General features: G+C 40.1%; 22 protein-coding genes. 2 read left to right on the plus strand and 20 right to left on the minus strand.

All coding sequences use genetic code 11. The annotated features are described in order from the left end of the window. Positions 1-30: 30 nt before the first annotated feature. On the minus strand, positions 31-372 hold the full coding sequence (locus STRPS_RS03755) for a helix-turn-helix domain-containing protein (protein WP_003084853.1): 342 nt from the start codon (positions 370-372) through the stop codon (positions 31-33). 305 nt (positions 373-677) lie between these two features. Here STRPS_RS03755 and STRPS_RS03760 point away from each other — a divergent pair, with 305 nt between their 5' ends. Continuing rightward, a complete protein-coding gene (locus STRPS_RS03760; protein ID WP_007895432.1) occupies positions 678-1,187 on the plus strand; it encodes a phosphatidylglycerophosphatase A family protein in 510 nt (169 codons plus the stop codon). Positions 1,188-1,235: 48 nt separating this feature from the next. On the opposite strand, the gene STRPS_RS03765 is transcribed toward STRPS_RS03760, so the two are convergent. From STRPS_RS03765 to STRPS_RS03820, 12 genes are all read right to left on the minus strand, one after another. Next, positions 1,236-2,294, minus strand: coding sequence for a sensor histidine kinase (locus STRPS_RS03765; RefSeq protein ID WP_007895278.1), 1,059 nt, complete (start codon positions 2,292-2,294; stop codon positions 1,236-1,238). Continuing rightward, on the minus strand, positions 2,281-2,970 hold the full coding sequence (locus tag STRPS_RS03770) for a response regulator transcription factor (RefSeq protein WP_007895349.1): 690 nt from the start codon (positions 2,968-2,970) through the stop codon (positions 2,281-2,283). Before STRPS_RS03770 ends, STRPS_RS03765 begins: the two co-directional genes overlap by 14 nt. A 41-nt stretch (positions 2,971-3,011) precedes the next feature. After that, positions 3,012-3,689 carry an ABC transporter ATP-binding protein gene (locus STRPS_RS03775; RefSeq protein WP_007895661.1) on the minus strand — a complete coding sequence of 226 codons (678 nt, stop codon included), beginning with the start codon at positions 3,687-3,689 and terminating at the stop codon, positions 3,012-3,014. Between the two features lies 1 nt (position 3,690). Beyond that, the gene (locus STRPS_RS03780; protein WP_007895374.1) at positions 3,691-4,779 is read right to left on the minus strand and encodes an ABC transporter permease; all 1,089 of its coding nucleotides are present in this window, start codon (positions 4,777-4,779) and stop codon (positions 3,691-3,693) included. A 193-nt stretch (positions 4,780-4,972) separates the two neighbouring features. Beyond that, positions 4,973-6,067 (minus strand): glycerol dehydrogenase, encoded by a 1,095-nt coding sequence (locus tag STRPS_RS03785; RefSeq protein ID WP_007895618.1) that lies wholly within the window; start codon positions 6,065-6,067, stop codon positions 4,973-4,975. 94 nt (positions 6,068-6,161) lie between these two features. Then, positions 6,162-6,830, minus strand: a complete 669-nt coding sequence (locus STRPS_RS03790; protein ID WP_007895417.1) for a fructose-6-phosphate aldolase — start codon at positions 6,828-6,830, stop codon at positions 6,162-6,164. Between the two features lie 14 nt (positions 6,831-6,844). Beyond that, positions 6,845-9,262: a glycyl radical protein gene (locus STRPS_RS03795; protein WP_007895312.1), complete on the minus strand. Its 2,418-nt coding sequence runs from the start codon at positions 9,260-9,262 to the stop codon at positions 6,845-6,847. A 206-nt stretch (positions 9,263-9,468) separates the two neighbouring features. After that, positions 9,469-10,779, minus strand: a complete 1,311-nt coding sequence (locus tag STRPS_RS03800) for a PTS sugar transporter subunit IIC (RefSeq protein WP_007895460.1) — start codon at positions 10,777-10,779, stop codon at positions 9,469-9,471. Positions 10,780-10,788: 9 nt separating this feature from the next. Beyond that, the gene (locus tag STRPS_RS03805; protein ID WP_007895647.1) at positions 10,789-11,097 is read right to left on the minus strand and encodes a PTS sugar transporter subunit IIB; all 309 of its coding nucleotides are present in this window, start codon (positions 11,095-11,097) and stop codon (positions 10,789-10,791) included. Between the two features lie 28 nt (positions 11,098-11,125). Then, positions 11,126-11,446: a PTS lactose/cellobiose transporter subunit IIA gene (locus STRPS_RS03810; RefSeq protein WP_007895481.1), complete on the minus strand. Its 321-nt coding sequence runs from the start codon at positions 11,444-11,446 to the stop codon at positions 11,126-11,128. Between the two features lie 305 nt (positions 11,447-11,751). After that, positions 11,752-12,732: a sugar-binding transcriptional regulator gene (locus tag STRPS_RS03815; protein ID WP_037598908.1), complete on the minus strand. Its 981-nt coding sequence runs from the start codon at positions 12,730-12,732 to the stop codon at positions 11,752-11,754. Between the two features lie 17 nt (positions 12,733-12,749). After that, positions 12,750-13,493: a DeoR/GlpR family DNA-binding transcription regulator gene (locus STRPS_RS03820; RefSeq protein ID WP_007895519.1), complete on the minus strand. Its 744-nt coding sequence runs from the start codon at positions 13,491-13,493 to the stop codon at positions 12,750-12,752. Positions 13,494-13,618: 125 nt separating this feature from the next. Here STRPS_RS03820 and STRPS_RS03825 point away from each other — a divergent pair, with 125 nt between their 5' ends. Beyond that, on the plus strand, positions 13,619-14,392 hold the full coding sequence (locus STRPS_RS03825) for a glycyl-radical enzyme activating protein (protein ID WP_007895279.1): 774 nt from the start codon (positions 13,619-13,621) through the stop codon (positions 14,390-14,392). 85 nt (positions 14,393-14,477) lie between these two features. Here the strand turns inward: STRPS_RS03825 and STRPS_RS03830 are convergent, their stop codons facing one another. From STRPS_RS03830 to STRPS_RS03860, 7 genes are all read right to left on the minus strand, one after another. Beyond that, on the minus strand, positions 14,478-15,110 hold the full coding sequence (locus STRPS_RS03830) for a V-type ATP synthase subunit D (RefSeq protein ID WP_007895405.1): 633 nt from the start codon (positions 15,108-15,110) through the stop codon (positions 14,478-14,480). 59 nt (positions 15,111-15,169) lie between these two features. Beyond that, entirely contained in the window at positions 15,170-16,552 is a 1,383-nt protein-coding gene (locus STRPS_RS03835; RefSeq protein WP_007895632.1) for a V-type ATP synthase subunit B, read from the minus strand. 1 nt (position 16,553) lies between these two features. Beyond that, positions 16,554-18,329, minus strand: coding sequence for a V-type ATP synthase subunit A (locus tag STRPS_RS03840; RefSeq protein WP_007896158.1), 1,776 nt, complete (start codon positions 18,327-18,329; stop codon positions 16,554-16,556). A gap of 44 nt (positions 18,330-18,373) precedes the next feature. Then, positions 18,374-18,694, minus strand: coding sequence for a V-type ATP synthase subunit F (locus STRPS_RS03845; protein ID WP_007895658.1), 321 nt, complete (start codon positions 18,692-18,694; stop codon positions 18,374-18,376). Then, complete coding sequence (locus tag STRPS_RS03850; protein WP_007895392.1) at positions 18,684-19,694, minus strand: V-type ATPase subunit; 1,011 nt, start codon at positions 19,692-19,694, stop codon at positions 18,684-18,686. Before STRPS_RS03850 ends, STRPS_RS03845 begins: the two co-directional genes overlap by 11 nt. An 8-nt stretch (positions 19,695-19,702) precedes the next feature. Further along, positions 19,703-20,287: a hypothetical protein gene (locus tag STRPS_RS03855; RefSeq protein ID WP_007895627.1), complete on the minus strand. Its 585-nt coding sequence runs from the start codon at positions 20,285-20,287 to the stop codon at positions 19,703-19,705. A gap of 74 nt (positions 20,288-20,361) precedes the next feature. Continuing rightward, on the minus strand, positions 20,362-20,841 hold the full coding sequence (locus STRPS_RS03860) for a V-type ATP synthase subunit K (RefSeq protein ID WP_007895360.1): 480 nt from the start codon (positions 20,839-20,841) through the stop codon (positions 20,362-20,364).

A 20,841-nucleotide genomic window follows, 5' to 3' on the forward strand; every position in this document is an offset into this window, starting at 1 on the left:
TTCTCATGGAATATCTATTGCGACTGAGGCTTATTTCTCACCTTTTATCTCTCCAACTAAAGTAGACAGAGCTTTGATAACTCTATCTTGTTGACCAGAGGAAAGTTCTTTGATTTGCACGAGTAACTCTGATAAATCTTCATTTTTTTCTACTAAACTAATATCAAAAAATTCTTCGAAATCAACTTCTAATGCCTTCATTACCTTTTCTAAAGTTTTAACTTTTACATTGGTGGATTGGTTTTCCAATTTATAAACATAATTGGTCCCAAGATCAGCTTTTTCTTCCAGTTGTTCCTGGGTCAAGCCTTTATTCAATCGCAGCAGTCGTATTCTCTTTGAGATGTACTCCTGCAGAACTTTATTTTCCATACAATTTTTTACCTCATGACATCCATTCTACACAGATATATCAAATTTTTTAAGCTTTTAAAATATCATTTTTTTAGGCAATCAACTTTTAAAAGTCAGGATTGGATAAAGGGGGATAACTCCCCTTTTCTGACAATTAGAGCTACTTCCTACAATAGTCTATTATAGCTTATATTGCTATATTTGTGTTTTTTGAAGTCCAACTTTTTTTCCTTTTAACCTTTTGGAGACATGATTGTACCAAAAAGGTAAAAGTAGTAACATCTACCTGCTATGTTATAATAGAAATAAAATAGGAGTTTTGCATGAAAAGTGATACACAGTTAAAAGAAGTAGCTTCCCAACTATTAACCGAACGTGGTGTTAAACTTGAGGACATTGCAGAACTAGTCATGTCCCTACAAAATAACTACATCCCAAATCTAACCATTGACGAATGTTCAGAAAATGTTACAGCTGTATTAAAAAAACGTGAGGTGCAAAATGCTATTATCACCGGTGTTGAGCTGGATAAACTAGCCGAGCAAAAACAGCTAACACAGCCCCTACTTGATATTCTAAGCACTGACGAGGGCCTCTATGGTATTGACGAAATCTTAGCCTTGTCTATCGTGAACCTTTATGGCTCCATTGGCTTTACCAATTACGGCTATTTAGACAAGACAAAACCGGGAATTATTGCCCGCTTAAATCGCAAAGACGGCAAATCCTGTCATACTTTCTTAGATGATATCGTCTGTGCTATTGCCGCAGCGGCAGCCAGTCGTATTGCTCACAATGATCCCGATAAAAGTGCCATTGCTAATCAACAATAAAGTCACCTTAAAACCCTAACTTAGTCGTTTTTCTAAGTTAGGTTTTTTTTAATCAACCAACCTTGGAAGATAAAGGCTAACTTGTGTTCCTTCGCCTTCTTGACTGACCACCTCTAATTGGCCCTTAAGTAAGGTCACAATGCGCTTGACAATAGCCAAACCAAGACCGCTTCCTTCTTGACTATGGGAGTGGTCAATCTGATAAAACTGGTCAAAAATATACCTTAATTTATCAGAAGCAATACCTATCCCCTTATCTCGGAAAGTAAGAGAGAGGCCATTTTGTTCTTCTTGCATAATAATTGTCAGGTTAACCTGCTTTCCTGAATATTTAATAGCATTATCAAGTAAGTTCAGCCAGACTTGCATACTTAAATCAGGATCCGTTCCCCACAATAAAGGAAGAGCCTGAAAATCAATGTGGATCTCTTTTTCTTTCCACTTTTCTTTTAACAGAATCAGACTGTGCCTAATTTGTTCATCTACTCTCACCTTCTCAATGCGAAGCTGATTTTGACGATCTAAGCGTGATAAATTCAAAATATCATCGCAAAGACGGCTCAGCCTCAAGGTTTCAGACTGCATTAATGCTAATAGCTCGGCCTGATCCTCCTTGCTTAAATCAGAATCAACCAATAAATCACTCAACCCCACCAAAGAAGCCACTGGCGTTTTCAACTCATGGGAAACATTTGAGATAAAATCTTGACGTAACTGCGCCAAATTCTTCAAGTCTTGAGCCATCTGATTAACGTTTTGAGAGAGCTGATCAATTTCGTTATGGTAGGGAGCTGTATCTTTAGGGTAGGTTTTACGGACAATCTGATAATCAAAGTTCCCTTGAGCTACCGCTTTAACAGCTTGATTCAAATCCTGGATAGGGCGTGTTAGATGAATCGACCCCTGCCACATAATGAAGCTACCAAGCAAAAGAATCACACCTGTATAAATTGTAATCCAAAAAAGTAAGTGCCCTTCAAGTTGTAAACCAGTCCTTAAAGCATAGACAACAAGAAGACCAGACAGGCAAGTGACAAAGAGAATCCCAATAAATAAAACAACGAAATAAGATCGTAGAGACCACTGTAATTGTTTAGCTTTTGCCATTTGTCAATCTCCCTTTATAGCCAAGTCCACGAACTGCTAAAATATCAAAGTCAGGATTACCCTTGCATTTCTGCCGAAGCCTTTTAACACAGGCATCTACCAGTCGTTCGTCTTTGTCATCTTCCATTCCCCAAATATCATCTAATAAATCTAGTCGCGTAAACACTTTCTCCGGTCGACTTAAAAGCTTATAGAGCAAATAAAACTCCTTGGGCGGCAATTGGAGAGATGTTTGGTTTACTAAATCAGTCATAGTTAACTGAGCATAGTCCAATTGCGTGTGGGCAAAGACTAATTTTTGCTCCGCTTCTAAGCCTGCTCGTCGAAGTAAGGCTTGAACACGTAAGAGTAATTCTGGCAACCTGATAGGCTTCACCAAATAGTCATCAACCTCCAAGCGAAAGGCTTCTTCTAAGGACTCAAATTGTGATTTGGCTGTAATCATTAAAACGGGCGTCTTATCACCGCTTTCTCTCAACAACTTTAATAAACCATAACCGTCCAAAACAGGCATCATAATATCGGTAATGACTACATCAACCCTATGCTCTTCCATGACATCTAAAGCTTCCTGTCCATTAAAAACCGGATAGACAGTAAAATGGTTCTGCTTGAGTTTAGTCGTGATAATTTTATTGAGTGACCGGTCGTCTTCAGCAACTAAAATAGTAAACATGCCCCTCTCCTTTGTTCCCAATTATACCACATCTAAAATACTTAAGCTTGAACCAACTGGCCATTTTTGAGCTGGTATACCTTATCCACCAAATCCAAAATAGCGTGGTCATGGGTCACCATCAAAGCAGCTTTCTGCTTGCTTTTCACTTCCTCTTGGATAAGTCTAGCAATGTCCTGTCCCCTTTGGGGATCTAAACTAGCTGTTGGCTCATCAGCGAGGATCAGCTTAGGATTTCCAATAAAAGCTCGCGCAATAGCAGCCCTCTGCTTTTGCCCCCCAGACATATGACTAGGGTATTTATCTTGGCAGTTAAGAATATCTAACTCCTCTAGAAGACGAGTAACTTCTGCTGTCATCTCTTTCTTGTCCCGACTACCCTTCATTTTAGCTACCATTAATAGTTGGTCTTTAATGGACATAAAAGGCAAAAGCTGGTGATCCTGAAAAATAAAGCCTAGTAATTCTTGACGCTTTTTAGTCCATTGCTGCTGCTTCAAATGAGACAAATCCTGACCAGCAATTGTAATAGAGCCAGAATCAGCTGACAAAAGAAGCCCAGCGATAGACAAAAGGGTTGATTTACCAGAGCCTGAAGGACCTAAAATAGCCACGAATTCATTCTCTTGAATACTTAGACTAAGGTCATTTAAAATGGTGCGACGACCATCTCCATCTTGAAAACTTTTACTGATATGTGCTAATTCTAATAATGCCATCTTACTCTCCATTTCCACCAATCACTTCCAAAGGATCAACTTTTCTAACTTTCAATAGGGACAGCGCACCACAAATCATTGAGATAAGGATAAAGCTTATCACTACTAGTAAGACATGATCCCATTTCAGATAGAAAGGCATACTAGCCGGTAAGACCTGCGCTAGACAAGTTGCTAGGCCAAGGCCAATACCGACACCTATGAGGGAAAGCATGGTAATTTGTCCCATCTGAATCAACGAAATGCGACTCATAGACATACCAATTGCTTTGAGGACACCAAATTGTTTTAATTTCTGCAAAGTTAAAATATAAAAGAACACACCAAGGATTGCTGAAGAAGCCACTAGTAAAACCCAGGTAATCATGGTTAAAGTCAAATGCTCTGCTTGATAACCAGGAATTTTCTCAATAAGTGCCTTTTGTCCTAATTGACTCACTTGCTTAGGAAGAGCCTTTTCCTTGAATGTCTTTTGAGAAACAAAGGCTTGGGGTTGCCATTTATAACCAGGCATGCTTGCTTTTTTGAGACTTACAAAGGTTTGAGGTCTCATAAAAGCAACTGCACTGTGACCATACATGGCATCTTTAGCAAAGCCAACCACCTCAAGTGAATGCTTACTGCTACTATCAAGGATTTTATCACCCAGCTTAATGCCGTGAGACTTAAAGGACTGATCTAGAATAATCTGATCTTTGCTTGTTGATAGCTTATGACCTGATACCACTTCAGGATTAACCAAGGCACTATCTTCAACAACAAAGTAAGTCACATCAATCGTATCTGAATCTGAACTCTTTTTGAGACTAGCTCTTTGGATAGCCAGCCCAGCTACTTTTTGCTTAGTTTGGTTTTTTATCTCTTTTAAGGTTTGATCAGAAAAATGGGAGAAGCTAATGATATCTTCGGAGTCCTCCGATATTAAATAATTAACCTTGCCATAGTTTTCAATCTGCGCACTAACAGCGCGACCTAAACCATTGGTCAAACCCGTTAAAAAGACCACCATAAAAATCATAATCACAATTAAAAATTCAATTAAAAGATATTTCTTAGGCTGATAAGTCAGTTCTTTCCATGCTACTTTCATACATCTTGCTCCTTTTTCTAATAAAGCAAGTATAAAATAGAATTATGACCTGAATATGACCTTCTCAGACAATTTGAAAAAAATAGCTAATTATTTAGCACCTTATTAGTGATTTTACTTATTCTTTCTTCTAAATAAAAATAACCCTGACAATCAGGGTCATTTTTGCTATCCTCATTTTAAGAATTACCTTCTAGTTAGTCAGTTTTTTAACATAGGCATCTACTGCAAGAAGGGCTGCAGCAACATCGTCCGCGCTAATAACAAATGGCATCTGATGGATTGTTTCACCAGCTATGGTTGCTTGCTGGCCAACTTTTAAGAGGTCTTCATAGCTAGCATTATCTAGATGCATTTCTTTTAGACTGGTTGGCATACCAATTGCTTGGTAGAAGTGAATGTACTTGTCAATCTCTTCTTTAGGACGATTTTCTAAGAAGAGTTGGGTCAAGGTACCATAAGCAACTTTTTCACCGTGTGTCAGATGGTGAATATCTCCTTCCAAGGCTGTAAAGCCATTATGGATAGCATGGGCTGCTGCTAGGCCGGCACTCTCAAAACCTAAACCACTGAGTAAGGTATTTGCTTCGACAACATTATCCAAAGCCTTTGTCACAATCTTCTGCTCACAACTAGCCATAGCTTGCAAACCATCTGCAAAAAGGGTTTCCTCACAAGCTTTAGCAATAGCAATACCAGCTAAAGACTGGTGACCCCCAGCCATGGTCTCACCATTTTTTTGCAAGACTGCTCTTGCTTCTACCCAAGTTGCCAAACCATCTGCGATACCAGAGGCCAAAAGTCTCTTTGGTGCTTGGCAAATAACCTGTGTATCAACAATAACTAAATCAGGATTCTTAGCATAAAAAATATATTTTTCGAAAGCACCTTCATCCGTATAAATAACAGATAAGGCAGACGTTGGAGCATCTGTAGAAGCTACCGTAGGCGCAATGACAACTGGGACACCTAGCTCATCTGAGATAGCTTTGGCACTATCAATCGTTTTACCTCCGCCCAGTCCAATAATCAAATCATTAGCGTGCTCCTCAGCAATTGAAACCACACGTTTAATTTCATTGTCAGACGCCTCGCCATTAAAATGGACGCGGTTTGCAAGTATGCCTTGTCTGTGAAGGTAATCTTCAAAATCCTTACCAACAATCTGATAAACGGTATCATCACAAAGTAAGATTGGTTTAGTACCAAGTTTTAAAATAGCTTTATGATTTTCAAATAGAGCGTTTTTCCCTTGAATATAGCGTGATGGACTTGCAAAAATTTTCATGATAACTCCTCATTTCTACGTAATAGCATTCATGGCATCTTTTAAGTTTTGTTCAACTTAGGGATAATCATCCAATGGTAACTTTAGCTGTTAGTTAAATCATCTCCTTACCATAATTATCAACCCAGTCTTTGCCAAAATCATCAACTGCTTTTTGAATTGACGGCATCGCAAAGCCAGCTTCAAAGACATCTGGACCAGCTGTAATAGCTTGGGCCCCTTGGGCAAAGGCCTGATTAACCTGACCTACATTTTTAAAGCTTGCCGCTAAAATTTTACTTTCTGAGAAGTCACGATCAATAGCTTCAGCAAGTTGTCCAATCACAATTGCAGGGTCAATATTAAGGTTTTCCATGCGGTTATAGTAAGGTGCGAGATAGTCCGCACCAGCTGCTATTGCTAGCAGACCTTGGAAAGTCGTATAAATAGCCGTTGCCGTAATATGGTAACCTTCTGCTTTTAGGGTTTTAATTGCAGCTAAACCTTCTTTGGTCACTGGAACCTTAACATATATTGAGTCCCCACAGTGTTTTCGAATTTCCTCTGCGTCCTTCAAAATACCATCATAGTCTTGAGCTACAACCTGAACATGAATAGAAGCCTCATCGCCAATAATAGCTCGCACCTCACGAATGCGTTCAAAAAAGTCAATAGCTCCTTCTTTTTTGGCAATGGTTGGATTGGAGGTTACCCCAGCTAGTGGTAAAATCCGACTCCACTTTTTAATCTCATCTAAGTTTAAAGTGTCTAACATATATTCCATGGTGTCATTTACTCCTATAGTGTATGTTCTGTTCTTTCTATAATGTCATCTTGAGTCGCTTTAGATAGCACATTAAAGAAGGCTGAATAACCTGCCACACGGACAATCAAATCACGGTGTTTTTCAGGATTTTTTTGAGCATCAATCAAAGTCTCGCGTGAGACAACATTGTATTGAATGTGGTAGCCGTGAAGACGATTGAAGAATGTTCTTAATAAGGCCTCTAATTTCAATTTATCTTCTTCTTTGGCTAGTGTCTGAGGGTTAACTTTCTGGTTTAAGAGAACCCCACCGACAATTTCTTCCGTCGGTAATTTTGAAACGGATTTAAGTACAGAGGTTGGGCCTTTCTTGTCCATGCTGTGCTCTGGAGAGCATCCTTCTGCTAAAGGAGTACCGGCATGCCTACCATCTGGTGTTGCCAGGGTGCCTTTACCTTGACCAACGTTAGCAGAAATGGACGATGTGCCTGAATAACGAATACCTCCAATTGGACCACGATTGTATCGTGTATTAGGGTACTTAGCGATTTCATCGATGTAAGTATCATAGGCTTCAACAACAAGCTGATCAGCGTAGTCATCATCATTGCCATATTTTGGTGCATCATTGATAAGCATTTGTCGGATTTCTTCTCCTCGATCACCAGCAAAGTCAGTTTCCAAAGCATGCCATAGTTCTTTCGTGCTTAACTTGTTTTCTTCGAAGACTAATTTTTTCAGCGCAGCTAGGGAGTCAGACAGGTTGGCGATACCAACTTGTAAACCTGAGATAAAATCATAAACGGCTCCGCCTTCTTTCAAGGTCTTACCACGACCAATACAATCATCCGTTAAGGCTGAGCAGAGAATATCTGGCACTTCTGCTTCTAAACCGAGGTCAATAGCATTTTCAACAATAACACTCATACGAGTGATTTCTCTTAAGGTTTCATCAAATGCTGTTTTCAACTCTTGGTAGGAAGTCATGTCTTTAAAATGCCCATGGCCCTTGGCAAAGCGTTTGCCAGATGATGGGTCAATGCCATCATTCATAGTAATAAGTAAAATTTTAGGGAAATTAATATAACTCATACCGGTACAACGGTAACCCCATTTACCTGGCACTGCTGTTTCCACACAGCCAATAGCTGAATAATCATAAGCATCAGCTTCTAAGACACCTTTTTTGATAAAGGATGGAATGATAATTTCGTCATTATTAAAGGCTGGCATACCAAAACCAAGCTTCATAACCTCAATACAGTCGTTCATAAAGTCCTTATCTAACCCTTTATGATAACGAACAGTTAGGTTAGGCTGAGGAAGTTTTGTTTGGGCAACACTGCGCAATACCATGTAAGAAAGCGGGTTAACAGCATCTTTCTTATCTCTAGTTTGCCCACCAATAGTGACATTTTGATAAAGAGGACTACCTGCTGATGAGAAGGTATGGGATTGACTACGAACCTTATTGATCGTTAAAGTCTTAATCCAAAGGTTAGTCAAGCGTTCCACAATAGAGTCTTCCGTTTCACGTCCTGCTTCTAAATCCGCTTTAACATAGGGATACATATATTGGTCAAAGCGGCCATAAGATAGGGAGTGCCCGTTTGATTCAATTTGAAGGATACACTGGATAAACCAAACAGATTGAACCGCTTCAGCAAATGTCTCTGCTGGGTGGTAGGGTACCTTATCACAAATCCTAGCAATTTCCAATAATTCTTCTTTTCTAGCAGCATTAGCTTGCTGAGCCAATTGGCGTGCTAAGTCAGCATACCGTTTTGCATAGGTTTTAACGGCATCAATGACAATAAAGACAGAGTCGTAAAAATGGTACTTGTAAATGTTCTCTGGAATCGTCAAATCAAGAGCTTCTTTTGCCTCGCGCGCACGTTTTTCAAAACCAACTAGCCCTTGTTCAAGTACCTTCTGGTAATTAACGGCTAAGTGCGCATCACCAGAATTCATTTTCCCTTCCATGCCAAAGAACCCTGTCTCCATATAGACATCAACTTCTTTAGGAAGGAGCACACCAGCTCGTGCCCGTAAATTGTTATTTTCCCAGAAAGGAGCAATAGCTCTTAACTGTTCTTTAGTTTCTTCTGTGATATAAAAGACATCACCATCTCGTTTTTCAAAGAGATCTAATTCCTTAATCACAAAATCTAAAGTGTATTCTGGGAAAATAGGGGCATCTTTATTGGAGGAAGCTTGGTTACCTGCAATCAAACTATCATCTTCAATATAGATAGTCATATTCTCCAAGACATTTTGTAACATGTAAGCTCTTTTAAGATTAGCAGGTTTATCCATGTGCTTTTGATAGCTTTCTGTTACAAGAATGGCACGCTCTGCATCAATGTATGGTTTTTTCGTTAAAACTGCTTCACGATAGTTGTTCATTCTATCAGTAAGTTTACCAAAATAAGGGGCTTTCAAGTCAGTCATGTGCATTTCCTCTTTTCTTTCGTAATTAAAAATGTTTCTTTCGTAACTATCATATCATATTCAGAGGGCTTTGAGAGCCTCTAATCATAAGAGAAGGGATTCATTTTGTTTTGCACGATTGTGCAGAAATAAAAGATCTTATCCATTCCCTTATTGTAAAAACCACCTCTAGAAACGAGATGGTTCAAGAGAAACGAAGGAACCTTTTAGCCATTTTGATTCTCAGCTGATAGTTCATTTTGGTAGGCAATCTTATCTTGTATCTTAAAGAATGGGAAATAAATGACGGTAGACAAGACTAAAATAACCACTTGGACAAAGGCGCCCTGCCAACCACCTACCATAAAGCCGGATATGATTGCTGGAGTTGACCAAGGAAGTGTTACACCAGAAAATGGTTGCATAAATCCGATTGCGATAGAACCGTAGACTAGAAGTGCTGCCAAAACGGGTACCAGAATAAAAGGTAAAAACATGACTGGATTCATGACAATTGGAAAACCAAAAACGACTGGTTCATTAACGTTAAAGAGTGCTGGAAATGCTGCAACTTTACCTAAAGCTTTATACTGCTTTGATTTAGAAGCAACTATCATGGCAATGACTAAACCACAAGTAATCCCTGAACCTGACAAAATTAAGAAGGAGTCCAAAAATTGCTGAGTCACAATGTGAGCACCATTGTCTAGGGTCAACTTATTTGCAGCTAGCAAGGCTTTATTAGCATCTAAGTTCGACAATAGTAAGGCCGTTACAATTCCGTTAACCACTGATTGTCCATGCACTCCAAACCACCACAAGAAAGAGATAAAGAAGGCAATACCAACCGCCCCATAAAGAGAGCCTGTGAGGCCTTGCAGTGGAACTTGTATCACTGAGTAAATCATCTCAATAAAGGTGCCGCCACCCGTAACAGCTTTCGCAACGATGTAGACGAGCATCGATAAGGTAAAAATGACAAAGGCCGGAATCATGGCTTCAAATTGTTTGGAAATAGCTTGTGGCACTTGAGGAGGCATCTTTATGACAATATGTCGGCGGATAAATTCAGTATATATAGCACCAACAACGAGACCAATGAGAATGGCACCAATAATGCCCTGCCCACCAAACCAGACCTTACTGATGGCATCCGCAATGGCTTCTCCCTTGGCTGGAATATAAGATGATTTCAATAAGATAAAAAATGCAGATAATGAGAGAACTCCCGCAGGCAATGGCTCAACACCAGCATTTTTAGCATAGGAATAGGCAATAGCAAAACAGGAAATCAGGCCCATAATAGCAAAAGTACCAGAGTAAACTTGCATGAACGGTTCTGTCCAGTTAGCACCAAATACCTTTGCAATAGCTTGGTTAACCCCTTGAAACGGTATCTGACCAACAATCAGAAAGAGACTCCCAACTACTGTTAAGGGCAAGATAGCAAGCATCCCATCCTTGAGGGCAATAATTCCCTTCATATTAACAAAGGTCATGATCGGAGCAATTATTTTTTGTGTATTTATCTTGGCCATTATAGACTCCTATCTTTTAACAAGACTCAAGGCTAAGTCAAGCACTTTTTCACCATCTAACATGCCGTAATCAGCCATTGGGATAACTGCAATTGGGATACCATGTTCTTGGCAAATAGCTTCTGAACTTTCTAAAGTGTAAGAGACTTGGGGACCCAAAAGAGCGACATCAATCTGAGGAGCATAATCGGCGAGTTTTCCTTGAGAATAGGCATCTATCTGACAGTCTATTCCCCTTTTTTCAGCTGCTACCTTCATATTATTAACCAGCATCCCTGTAGAAAAACCTGCTGCACAAAACAATCCAATCTTAATCATTTTTTATCTCCTTTAGTTATTTTCAAACCTATTTAGTTGCTAATTCTTTCCGAAGGTCAATAATTTCTTTAATCAAATTAATTTCAGTAATAGTTGTCATCAAGTGATCTTGCGAGTGGACAAATAAGGCAGATATATCTGATTTTGTGCCACTAGCTTCCTGAGCTAAGAACTGGGTTTGCAAATTATGTGCTTCCAGCAAGGCATCGTCAGCAAGTGCTATTTCACGCTCACTATTTTCATAGTCCTTAGATTTTGCAAACTTCAACGCTTGATAAATATGTTGCTTAGCATCTCCAGCATTTAAAATTAAACCCATAATGATTTGATCAGGTACAATTAACTCCATTGATTTATCTCCTTACCTTAGTTTGTAGTAGCTTTCTTTTGAAAGTGTCACAGTTGCAATTGTAACCGTTTTCCTTTCGTCTATAGTTTTATTCTAGCATTTTTATCATTAGGGTCAATGCCTATCGTGCCATCTTTTTATTTGTGCACTTTTGTGCAGTATTGATTAATAATCCATTATAGTAGCACTAAATGTCTAATAGCAGGGCAGATATAAGGCTATACTAATGCTAACAAGTATGAATAAAGGAGTCTTTTGCACAAGAAAAAAGTCCTGATTAGCATCAAGACTTAGGATTTACTTCTTTAGCAAAAGGGTTTGACATTTTCGGTGTCACCATCTAGCTCTAACACACGCATTAAGGTCTCTTTATCCGTTACCAAATAGTTAATAAAACCCGCCTTTAGAGCTGCTAAGATGGCTTTTGCCTTATAACTTCCCCTTGCAACCGCCAAGGTTTTTGGCACCTGCTCCAACTGTTTGAGGGAAATACCTATCGTTCGTTCCTGCAAACCTCTGTAAACAGGATTGCCGTACTGATCAAAGAAACGACAACAAACTTCGCCTACCGCCTCTTCCTTTTTTAACTGTTCAAAATCAGCAGCCGTTAACAAATCGAGCCATTGACTTTCTTCACCGCTATTAGCTTCACCACCGATTCCAACGATAGCTAAATCAAGGTGATTCCAACTCTCTAACAACCTCTCAAAATATTTAGACTGTAATATTCCCCTAGTGAGCTCCTTATTTTCCTGTACAGCCATAGCATTAATAAAGGTGCTCTTCCCACGAAAAACCCGAGCCAGACGATAAACTAAGGTATTAACATGGAACTGAACATTAATATGGCTAGGCCCACCTGCAAGTGGACACACAGAAATACCAGTCATGGACTTGGGATCCAGCTCATCAATCACGCTGGATAAGGTTGCTCCCCAAGAAACCCCAATTTTATCGCCATCTCTGACAGTATTACGCAATACTTCAGCTGCTGTTCTAGCAACCTTACTGCGGGTACTGGCCAGGCTATCATCTGGATCATTTGGCACAATATCAATTTTTTCCAAGCCATATTTTTGCCGAACATACTCTTCTAAACCAAACAAATTAGGATCATAATCCGCAATCTCAATGCGAACGACACCCTCTTTTTTAGCCTTTGCCAGCATACGACTAACAGTTGTACGATAAATCCCCGTCTCCTCAGCAATCTGTGTCTGACTTTTCCCCTCAACATAAAACAAGTAAGCCAGCTTAGCCAGCATGCGCCGTTTTTCTTCTCTCATCATAGACACCCACACTATCAGACATAGTCTAAAATAATCCCAAAGGAGTTTAGCAATTGTTGACTCTCTTTATCAAGGTTTTGATCAGTTATAACACGCCCCACACGGTCAAGGCTGAGCTGCTGAACCAAGCTAGCTTTTAAAAATTTGCTAGAATCAGTCAGAATAATCATTTCTTCTGCCACATCAGCCATGTATTGCACACTTTCACAACGCATCATGTCTTTACACATAAAACCAATCTTAGGACTAAAGCCATCGGTTCCCGCAAAAACCCGATCAACATGAAAAAGATCAACCATCTGTTTCAGCAAAGGACCAACCGTCACCTCAGAATTAGGCTGATAATTACCCCCCAGCAGAATAATCTGACAGGAATCATACTGTCTCAGGAAATTGGCAATAAAACAAGAATTGGTAATGATTTTAATGTTTCGTTTAGTCTGACAAAGAACCTCAGCCAATAAGGCACAAGTTGAACCTGACTCAATCATAATCGTCTCATTATCTTGAACCAATTCAGCGGCTTTTTCCGCTATCTTTCGTTTAATATTGTAGTTGTAGGACAGGCGCACATTTAAGTCATCACCACTATTTAAGACAGCATAACCATGTTCTCGATGCAAGAGCCCTTTACTTTCTAACTTATCTAAATCTTTTCGAATTGTTACTTTCGAAACCCCTAAACCTTTTGATAAACTATTAACATCAATACGTTTATGGTCAGAAACTAGTTGAATGATTTTCTCTAATCTGTTCATTATTCACCTCATCTTCTATTATATCAGGTTTCCCAGGAAATGAAAAAAGAAAGTAACTTACGAACGTAATTGATTTATTTACGTTTATCTGCTATGATTAAAGTATTAGGAAAGGATTTTGAACGATGACAGAATCAGGTATGGTTTTTAATATTCAGCACTTTAGTATCCACGATGGCCCTGGTATCCGGACAACCGTCTTTTTAAAAGGCTGTCCCCTGCGTTGCCCCTGGTGCGCTAATCCCGAATCACAAAAAAAGCAACCCGAGCAAATGCTTAAAGCAGATGGTCAAACCTATGAGACCGTTGGTGAAGTCAAGACCGTTGACATGGTCATCGAGGAGGTCTTAAAAGATGTGGACTTTTATGAAGAATCAGGCGGAGGCCTAACCTTATCAGGTGGCGAAATTTTTGCCCAGTATGAGTTTGCAAAGGCCATTCTCAAAGCCGCAAAAGAAAAAGGCCTGCATACTGCCATTGAAACAACAGCTTATGCTAAACATGAGCAATTTGTTGATCTGATACAGTATGTGGATTTTATCTACACAGACTTAAAGCACTATAACCAACTGAGGCACCGCAAAATGACAGGTGTCGCCAATGAGCTGATTATCAAAAACATTCATTACGCCTTTGAAATAGGAAAAGAGATCGTCTTGAGAATTCCTGTCATTCCTAATTTCAATGATTCCTTAGAAGATGCCCAAGCCTTCTCAGAACTCTTTAATCAGTTACAAATCAATGAAGTCCAATTATTGCCTTTCCATCAATTCGGTGAAAATAAATACAAACTTCTCGGTCGAGACTACCAAATGGCGGAAGTACCAGCCTATCATCCTGAGGATTTAGAAGATTACCGCCAAGTTTTCCTCCAACATCAAATCCATTGTTATTTTTAGCAAGCAAAAAGTATCCATCCAATGTTATTTCTGGTGGATACTTTTTTAGTCATAAGAGATTGCACACTGTTTCTAACTGGCCTATTTAGAAAGACTTAGGATTGTTCACTTTCATAATACGAACCAAGTGAGATCTTTCAGCTTCTTCAAGTTTTAATTCAATGTAATGAATGGTCTCTATCAGCTGAGGGATAATGGCGTGTTCTAAGCCGTTAACGCGTCGACGCGTTTTTTCAATATCATCAGCCATCAACTGACACTGTTTTTCAACTTCAGCCAACCTTAGCAGCGGCTGCAAAAGCTTTTCCATATTCTGAATCGTTTGATCCATTTCACTATTTGACGCCAAAAAGCTATAGGAAACAGTCGCTTCTCCCTTATCCATTTCTTCCTGAATATGGTATTTAGGAACATGGACACTCATAATATTATCTACCTCTATATAAAGCGAGAGATCATGAACCGGAATGGAAAACAATTCTTCAACGATAGCATTATTCTCAAGGGATTTTGCTAAAACAAAGGTTTGCATATTCTCAATTAAACAGGCTTCAACCTGGCGTCTGAGCTTATCGTTTTCACGTATTAAATCAACAAAATGATGCATCAGTTCATCGCGCTTATCTTTTAGAAGCTTGTGGCCTCTTTTAGCAGTCCTCAACCGTTTTTTTAAGGAATTGAGTTCCATTCGTGTTGGTTTAACATTTAATCTTGACATCTCATCATAAACCTTTCTCTAAGATAGCATAGTCTCAATAAACCACCCCTGAGTCCAAACTAGTCAACTTTTCCTAAATAGTGATCAATCACCTCAGCTTTAATCCGCTTCAATTCGGTCCTTGGTAAGATAGAGAGAAGTTCCCAACCCAAGTTGAGGCTTTCTTCAATGGACCGATTTTGCGTGAAACCTTGATTAATGTATCTTTCTTCAAATTGGTTGGTAAAAGCCACATATAATTTATCAGTGTCTGATAAAGCTGATTCTCCAAGAACAATAGCCAATTCTTTTGCTTGCTTACCTTGGGCATAGGCTGCAAAAAGTTGATTCATGGTTGCGGCATGGTCTGCTCTCGTCTTCCCTTCTCCAGAACCCTTATCCTTTAGACGGGACAAGGAAGGAAGAATATCAATAGGCGGCTCCAAACCACTATTATAAAGCGCATGTGACAGAATAATCTGACCTTCAGTGATATAGCCTGTTAAATCTGGGATTGGGTGGGTAATGTCATCTTCAGGCATGGTCAAAATAGGGATTTGGGTCACCGACCCTGCTTTGCCCACTAGACGGCCAGCCCGCTCATATAGGGTCGACAAATTGGTATAAAGATAGCCTGGGTAACCACGGCGACCGGGAACCTCGCGTCTTGCTGCCGAAATTTCCCTCAAAGCCTCACAATAATTTGTCATATCTGTCATAATCACAAGCACGTGCATATTCTTTTCATAGGCCAAATATTCCGCCGTTGTTAAAGCGATCCGAGGAGTTGCAATTCTCTCAATAGCAGGATCATTGGCCAAATTAATAAAGAGAACAGAGCGGCTAATAGCACCTGTTTTGCGGAGATCTTCCATGAAAAATTCAGCTTCTTCAAAGGTGATTCCAATGGCCGCAAAGACAACAGCAAATTTGCCATCATCACCTAACACAGTTGCTTGACGCGCAATTTGTGCAGCCAATTCATTATGAGGTAGACCAGAACCCGAGAAAACAGGCAATTTTTGCCCACGGACCAGAGTATTGAGGTGATCAATAGCTGAAATACCAGTCTGGATAAACTCATCCGGATAATCACGCGAAATCGGATTAATAGCTTGGCCATCAATATCCAAGAATTTTTCAGCTATTAATTCTGGGCCACCGTCAAGCGGTTTTCCCATGCCGTCAAATATCCTTCCAACCATATCTTCCGAAACGGCAAGCTCTAAGGGGTGACCCGTAAAGCGGACTTTTGATTTTGCCAAGTTAATGCCGCTAGAGCCCTCAAAGAGCTGAACCACGGCCTTATCATGATGAACTTCTAAAACTTGACCCTGACGCTTGTCACCATTTTGCATTGTGATGTTAACCAACTCGTTATAGTGGACACCCGAAACCTGATCAACAATCATTAAGGGCCCAACCACTTCACTAACTGTCCGGTATTCTTTGATGTGCGCCATCTCAGACACCTCCCTTCTCTAAAATTGCTTTGATAGAAGCTTTAATCTCAAGGCCTATCTCCTCTATCTGATTACTATTTTCCTCAAGAATAAACTTGCTTCGGGCCATTCGATCACGAAGATCAAGCGTCCCCTCCATAATTTCTGAAAAATAGGCGCCTAATTGCAAAGCTTTGCTGGCTTCTTCTTTAAACAATAAGATATTAGTAAGCATAGCAGCTTGCTTGCTAAAGGAACTGAATGTATCAGCTGAATCAAAGGCATTTTGTTGCAAATAATCTTCGCGGATTTGTCTGGCAATAGCCAAGGTTAAACGATCTTGCTCAGATAAAGAGTCCATACCCACTAGTCGGACAATTTCTTCCAAACGTGATTCCTCTTGGAGGATTGCCATCGCTTCTCTCACTTTTTGAGGCCAATCTGCCTCTTGATGTTGGCAGATATACCGTCCAACCTCATCTTTATAAAGTGAATAAGAGGTCAGCCAATTAATGGCCGGAAAATGCCGTCTTTGCGCCAATGGAGCATCTAAGCCCCAAAAAACTTTAACAATTCTCAGAGTATTTTGGGTGACCGGCTCTGAAATATCGCCACCAGGAGGTGACACCGCCCCAATAGCCGTAATGGACCCTTCACGCGCATCGCTTCCTAGGAGTCTAAAACGGCCTGCACGTTCATAATATTCCGCAATTCGGCTACCAAGATAGGCAGGATACCCTTCATCACCAGGCATCTCCTCTAAACGACCGGATATCTCCCGCAAAGCCTCTGCCCATCTAGAAGTAGAATCAGCCATAATGGCAACTGAATAGCCCATATCACGGAAATATTCCGCAATGGTAATGCCAGTGTAGATAGAGGCTTCCCGAGCTGCTACTGGCATATTAGAGGTATTGGCAATTAAGACTGTCCTTTCCATAATGGACTGACCAGTCGTGGGATCAATCAATTCAGGAAATTCATTCAAGACGTCCGTCATTTCATTACCACGTTCACCACAACCAACGTAAATAACAATATCCACATTGGCAAATTTGGCTATTTGGTGCTGAACAACTGTTTTTCCTGCCCCAAAAGGACCGGGAACTGCCGCAGCACCACCCTTAGTCACAGGAAAGAAAGTATCAATAACACGCTGCCCCGTCACCAGAGGTTCCATCGGAATGAGTTTCTGTTTGGTTGGCCGATTTTTTCTCACCGGCCATTTCTGCATTAAAGTCCCTTGGTAAACAGTCCCGTCATCTTGTCTAATCTCATAAACAATATCATCAACAGTAAAATCACCAGAGTGAATGGCAATCAACTCCCCTGAAACCTGATAAGGAAGCATAATCCGATGCTCAACAACCCCTGTTTCTTGGACGTAACCGACAATATCACCAGCCACAAGCTGACAACCGGGTTGGACAGTCGCCACAAAAGTCCATAAGCGTTCCCTGTCTAGACTCGGAATATGAATCCCCCGTAATAAAAAATCACTCTGAGTTGTCTTTTGGTAACGTTCCAAAGGCCTTTGAATACCATCAAACATCTCGGCTAATAAGCCCGGACCCAATTCCACAGATAAGGGTTCACCGGTCGTCACTACAGGTTCACCAGGACCAACCCCTGACGTTTCTTCATAGACTTGGATAGACGCATAATCTTTTCGCATTTCGATAATTTCGCCGATAAGTCCGAGCTTACCGACCCGACAGATATCTTGAATATTAGCTTCTGCCATGCCCGATGCAACCACAAGAGGACCTGAAACTTTTATGATTTTTCCTTGGCTCAACTTCTTCTCCTTCTTACTATTTTCTCACAATCTTATACAACACTTTATAAGATATTCTGCCCAACAGCTCTTTCAACACGCTCCTGAAGCCTAGTTAAAGCAAGCCTTTCTTTTTGCTTATAACTTGGCAGTAAAATAATGGCTGGCGTCAGTTCCTTATCATAATGTGCTATCGTCTCCGGGATAAGCTGCGCAATATCTTCTGTTACATAAATGATGCCAAAGTTAGCTTTAGCTAACTGGCGTAAGGTCTTCCTTGCTTCTTGCGCTTCAATAACTGGGAAAGTCTGAAAACCAATCATATGAAAGGGTAGAATCAAATCCCGGTTTCCCACAACAGCAATTTTATAGGTCTTAGTAGTCATAAAAGGGTCTCAACCTTTCTTTCACCAAATCAAGCGGTAACTGATTCACCTTGGCTGATAAAATTAACCGCAAGTTCTTAATCTCAAATAATTTCGCTAAAAGAAAACGAGCTACAGGATAGGGGCCTTGACAAGTAAACTTACTATCATCAAAAAGATAAAAGATTAAGAGGTCAACTAATTCTTCCAGTTCCCTAATACTCAGTTCTCCATTAGCTATTTTTTTCTCATAGCTCACCAAGACACTTGAATAATTTTCCGGCAGTAGTTGACTATACCAAGTCCTTAAAATCTGATAAATGGGACCAGCAGTAAGTTCTTGATAGCTTAAGTGTGATTGCTCAGTTAGTAGTTGTTTGATGAAGCTATCTGATTTGTTCACGTTTTTGGCACGCATCAGCGTCAGCACATTATAAGAGTCCGTTAGGATATCTACTGCCTTATCAAAAAGGGGATCATCTAACTGCTCTGCAATTCTCCGCAGGTGTTTAAAATAAGCCAAATCAGCCCCAATTTCGATAACACGACTATCTCCGTAGTCCAGATACTCTTCCCAAATAGACTGGATTTCCTCCTCAAAGTAATCAGGGAAGTAATCCGACTTTAAGGTCCTAACAAGATGCTGCAAGGCTGGTAAAGATGTTCCTCCAAAGGGAATCAATAAATGATCTAGATTCTTTTGACTAGCCTTAGCCTTAAGAAGAACCTTGACATTGTGATACAGGTAAGGCAGGATAAACAAGTCGACAATCTCAGGAATCGGGCACTCAGCCCAAACCCACTTAAAAGTCTTTCCCAACTCTTGCATCAATACCTTTTCGACAGTGTCTAAATTATCCAAATCAGTAACACTGACAGGATAGGGTGTTTTCTGCAACAAGAAACTCAGTTCCTCTTTATTTCTTGCATTGATGAGCATCATAAATTCTTGCTGGGAGATAAAGTCTTTTTCTTTGACGCTAATGCTGGTATTAAGCTGTGAAAATTGTTCGTGATCCATAAGACCCCCTAACGGCTATTAAAAATAAGCTGTGAAAACTGCGCACTTTCGTCTCTGAATAAAGCAGCTACTAATTCCCTGTAGAGGTAATTGTAATCAATCTGGCCTAAGGATAAGACAAAACCTGCTTCATTGCTAATCAGATCAGACCTAAAGCTTACCTCTGGGAATACTTCCTTACAGTTGGCTAAAGCCTGCTGGCTCAATTTTTGAGCTGTTTTTTCTCCCAAGTGGACACTCACCTTTTGATTGGGAAACTGTCCAAGGACAGCCTGCAAAAATGATAGCTCTTGCTCACTGGTAAAAGCCTCCATCTTTTGAAAAGCTTCTGCAAATAGGCCCCTTAACACCTTTCGTTTAAAAGCTAAGCTAGCCTGCTTTTCCTGATTTCTATTTTCTTGACTAAGCACTTGAAAATGACTTTTAAGTTCTCTTAATTGTTCTACACGATAAGCTTCTTTTGCTCTTAGCATAGCCTCTCTATCTGACTCGAATTCTCCTTCCAGTTCCTCAATAGCCACTCTAAACTCCCTTTGGCTATCTTGGTGAGCTTGTTCAAGAATCGTAGCTTTTAGTTCTTCAATATCACTCATACAAAATCCTCCCTTCAAACACACTAAGTAGCCTCTGCAATCTCAGTCTGAGCTCTTCTAAATAAAGCACAAGCTTAACCAACCCGTAGTGTTAATATAAAGGACACAACAAAGGCTAGGATAGCATAGGTTTCAACCATAGCAGCTAAGATAGCTCCCTTCATGTACTCTTCAGGACGTTTGGCTAAAATTTGCATGCCAGCTACTGCCACATTCCCTTGATGTTTAGCAGAAAAATAACCAACAAGCCCTATTGGGAGAGAAACAAAAAAGTAAGCCACTCCCTGCTCAAGTGCTAAATGAGGCGTCAATTGTAACCAAATTAAAATACCAATAACAAAGCCATACAAACCTTGCGTTCCTGGTAATAGTTGTAAAATTAAGGCTGATGCAAATTTATCAGGTTCTTCTTTTAATAAAGCAGCAGCAGCCTGTCCTGCTTTACCAACTCCGTAGGCTGAGCCCATACCACTAAAACCAACCGCAATAGCAATGCCCAAGGCGGCGAAAAAAGCACCCCCATGACTTGTAAAATAACTTGCTAACTGTTCCAT

This window comes from Streptococcus pseudoporcinus LQ 940-04 (assembly GCF_000188035.1).
Lineage (GTDB): Bacteria > Bacillota > Bacilli > Lactobacillales > Streptococcaceae > Streptococcus > Streptococcus pseudoporcinus.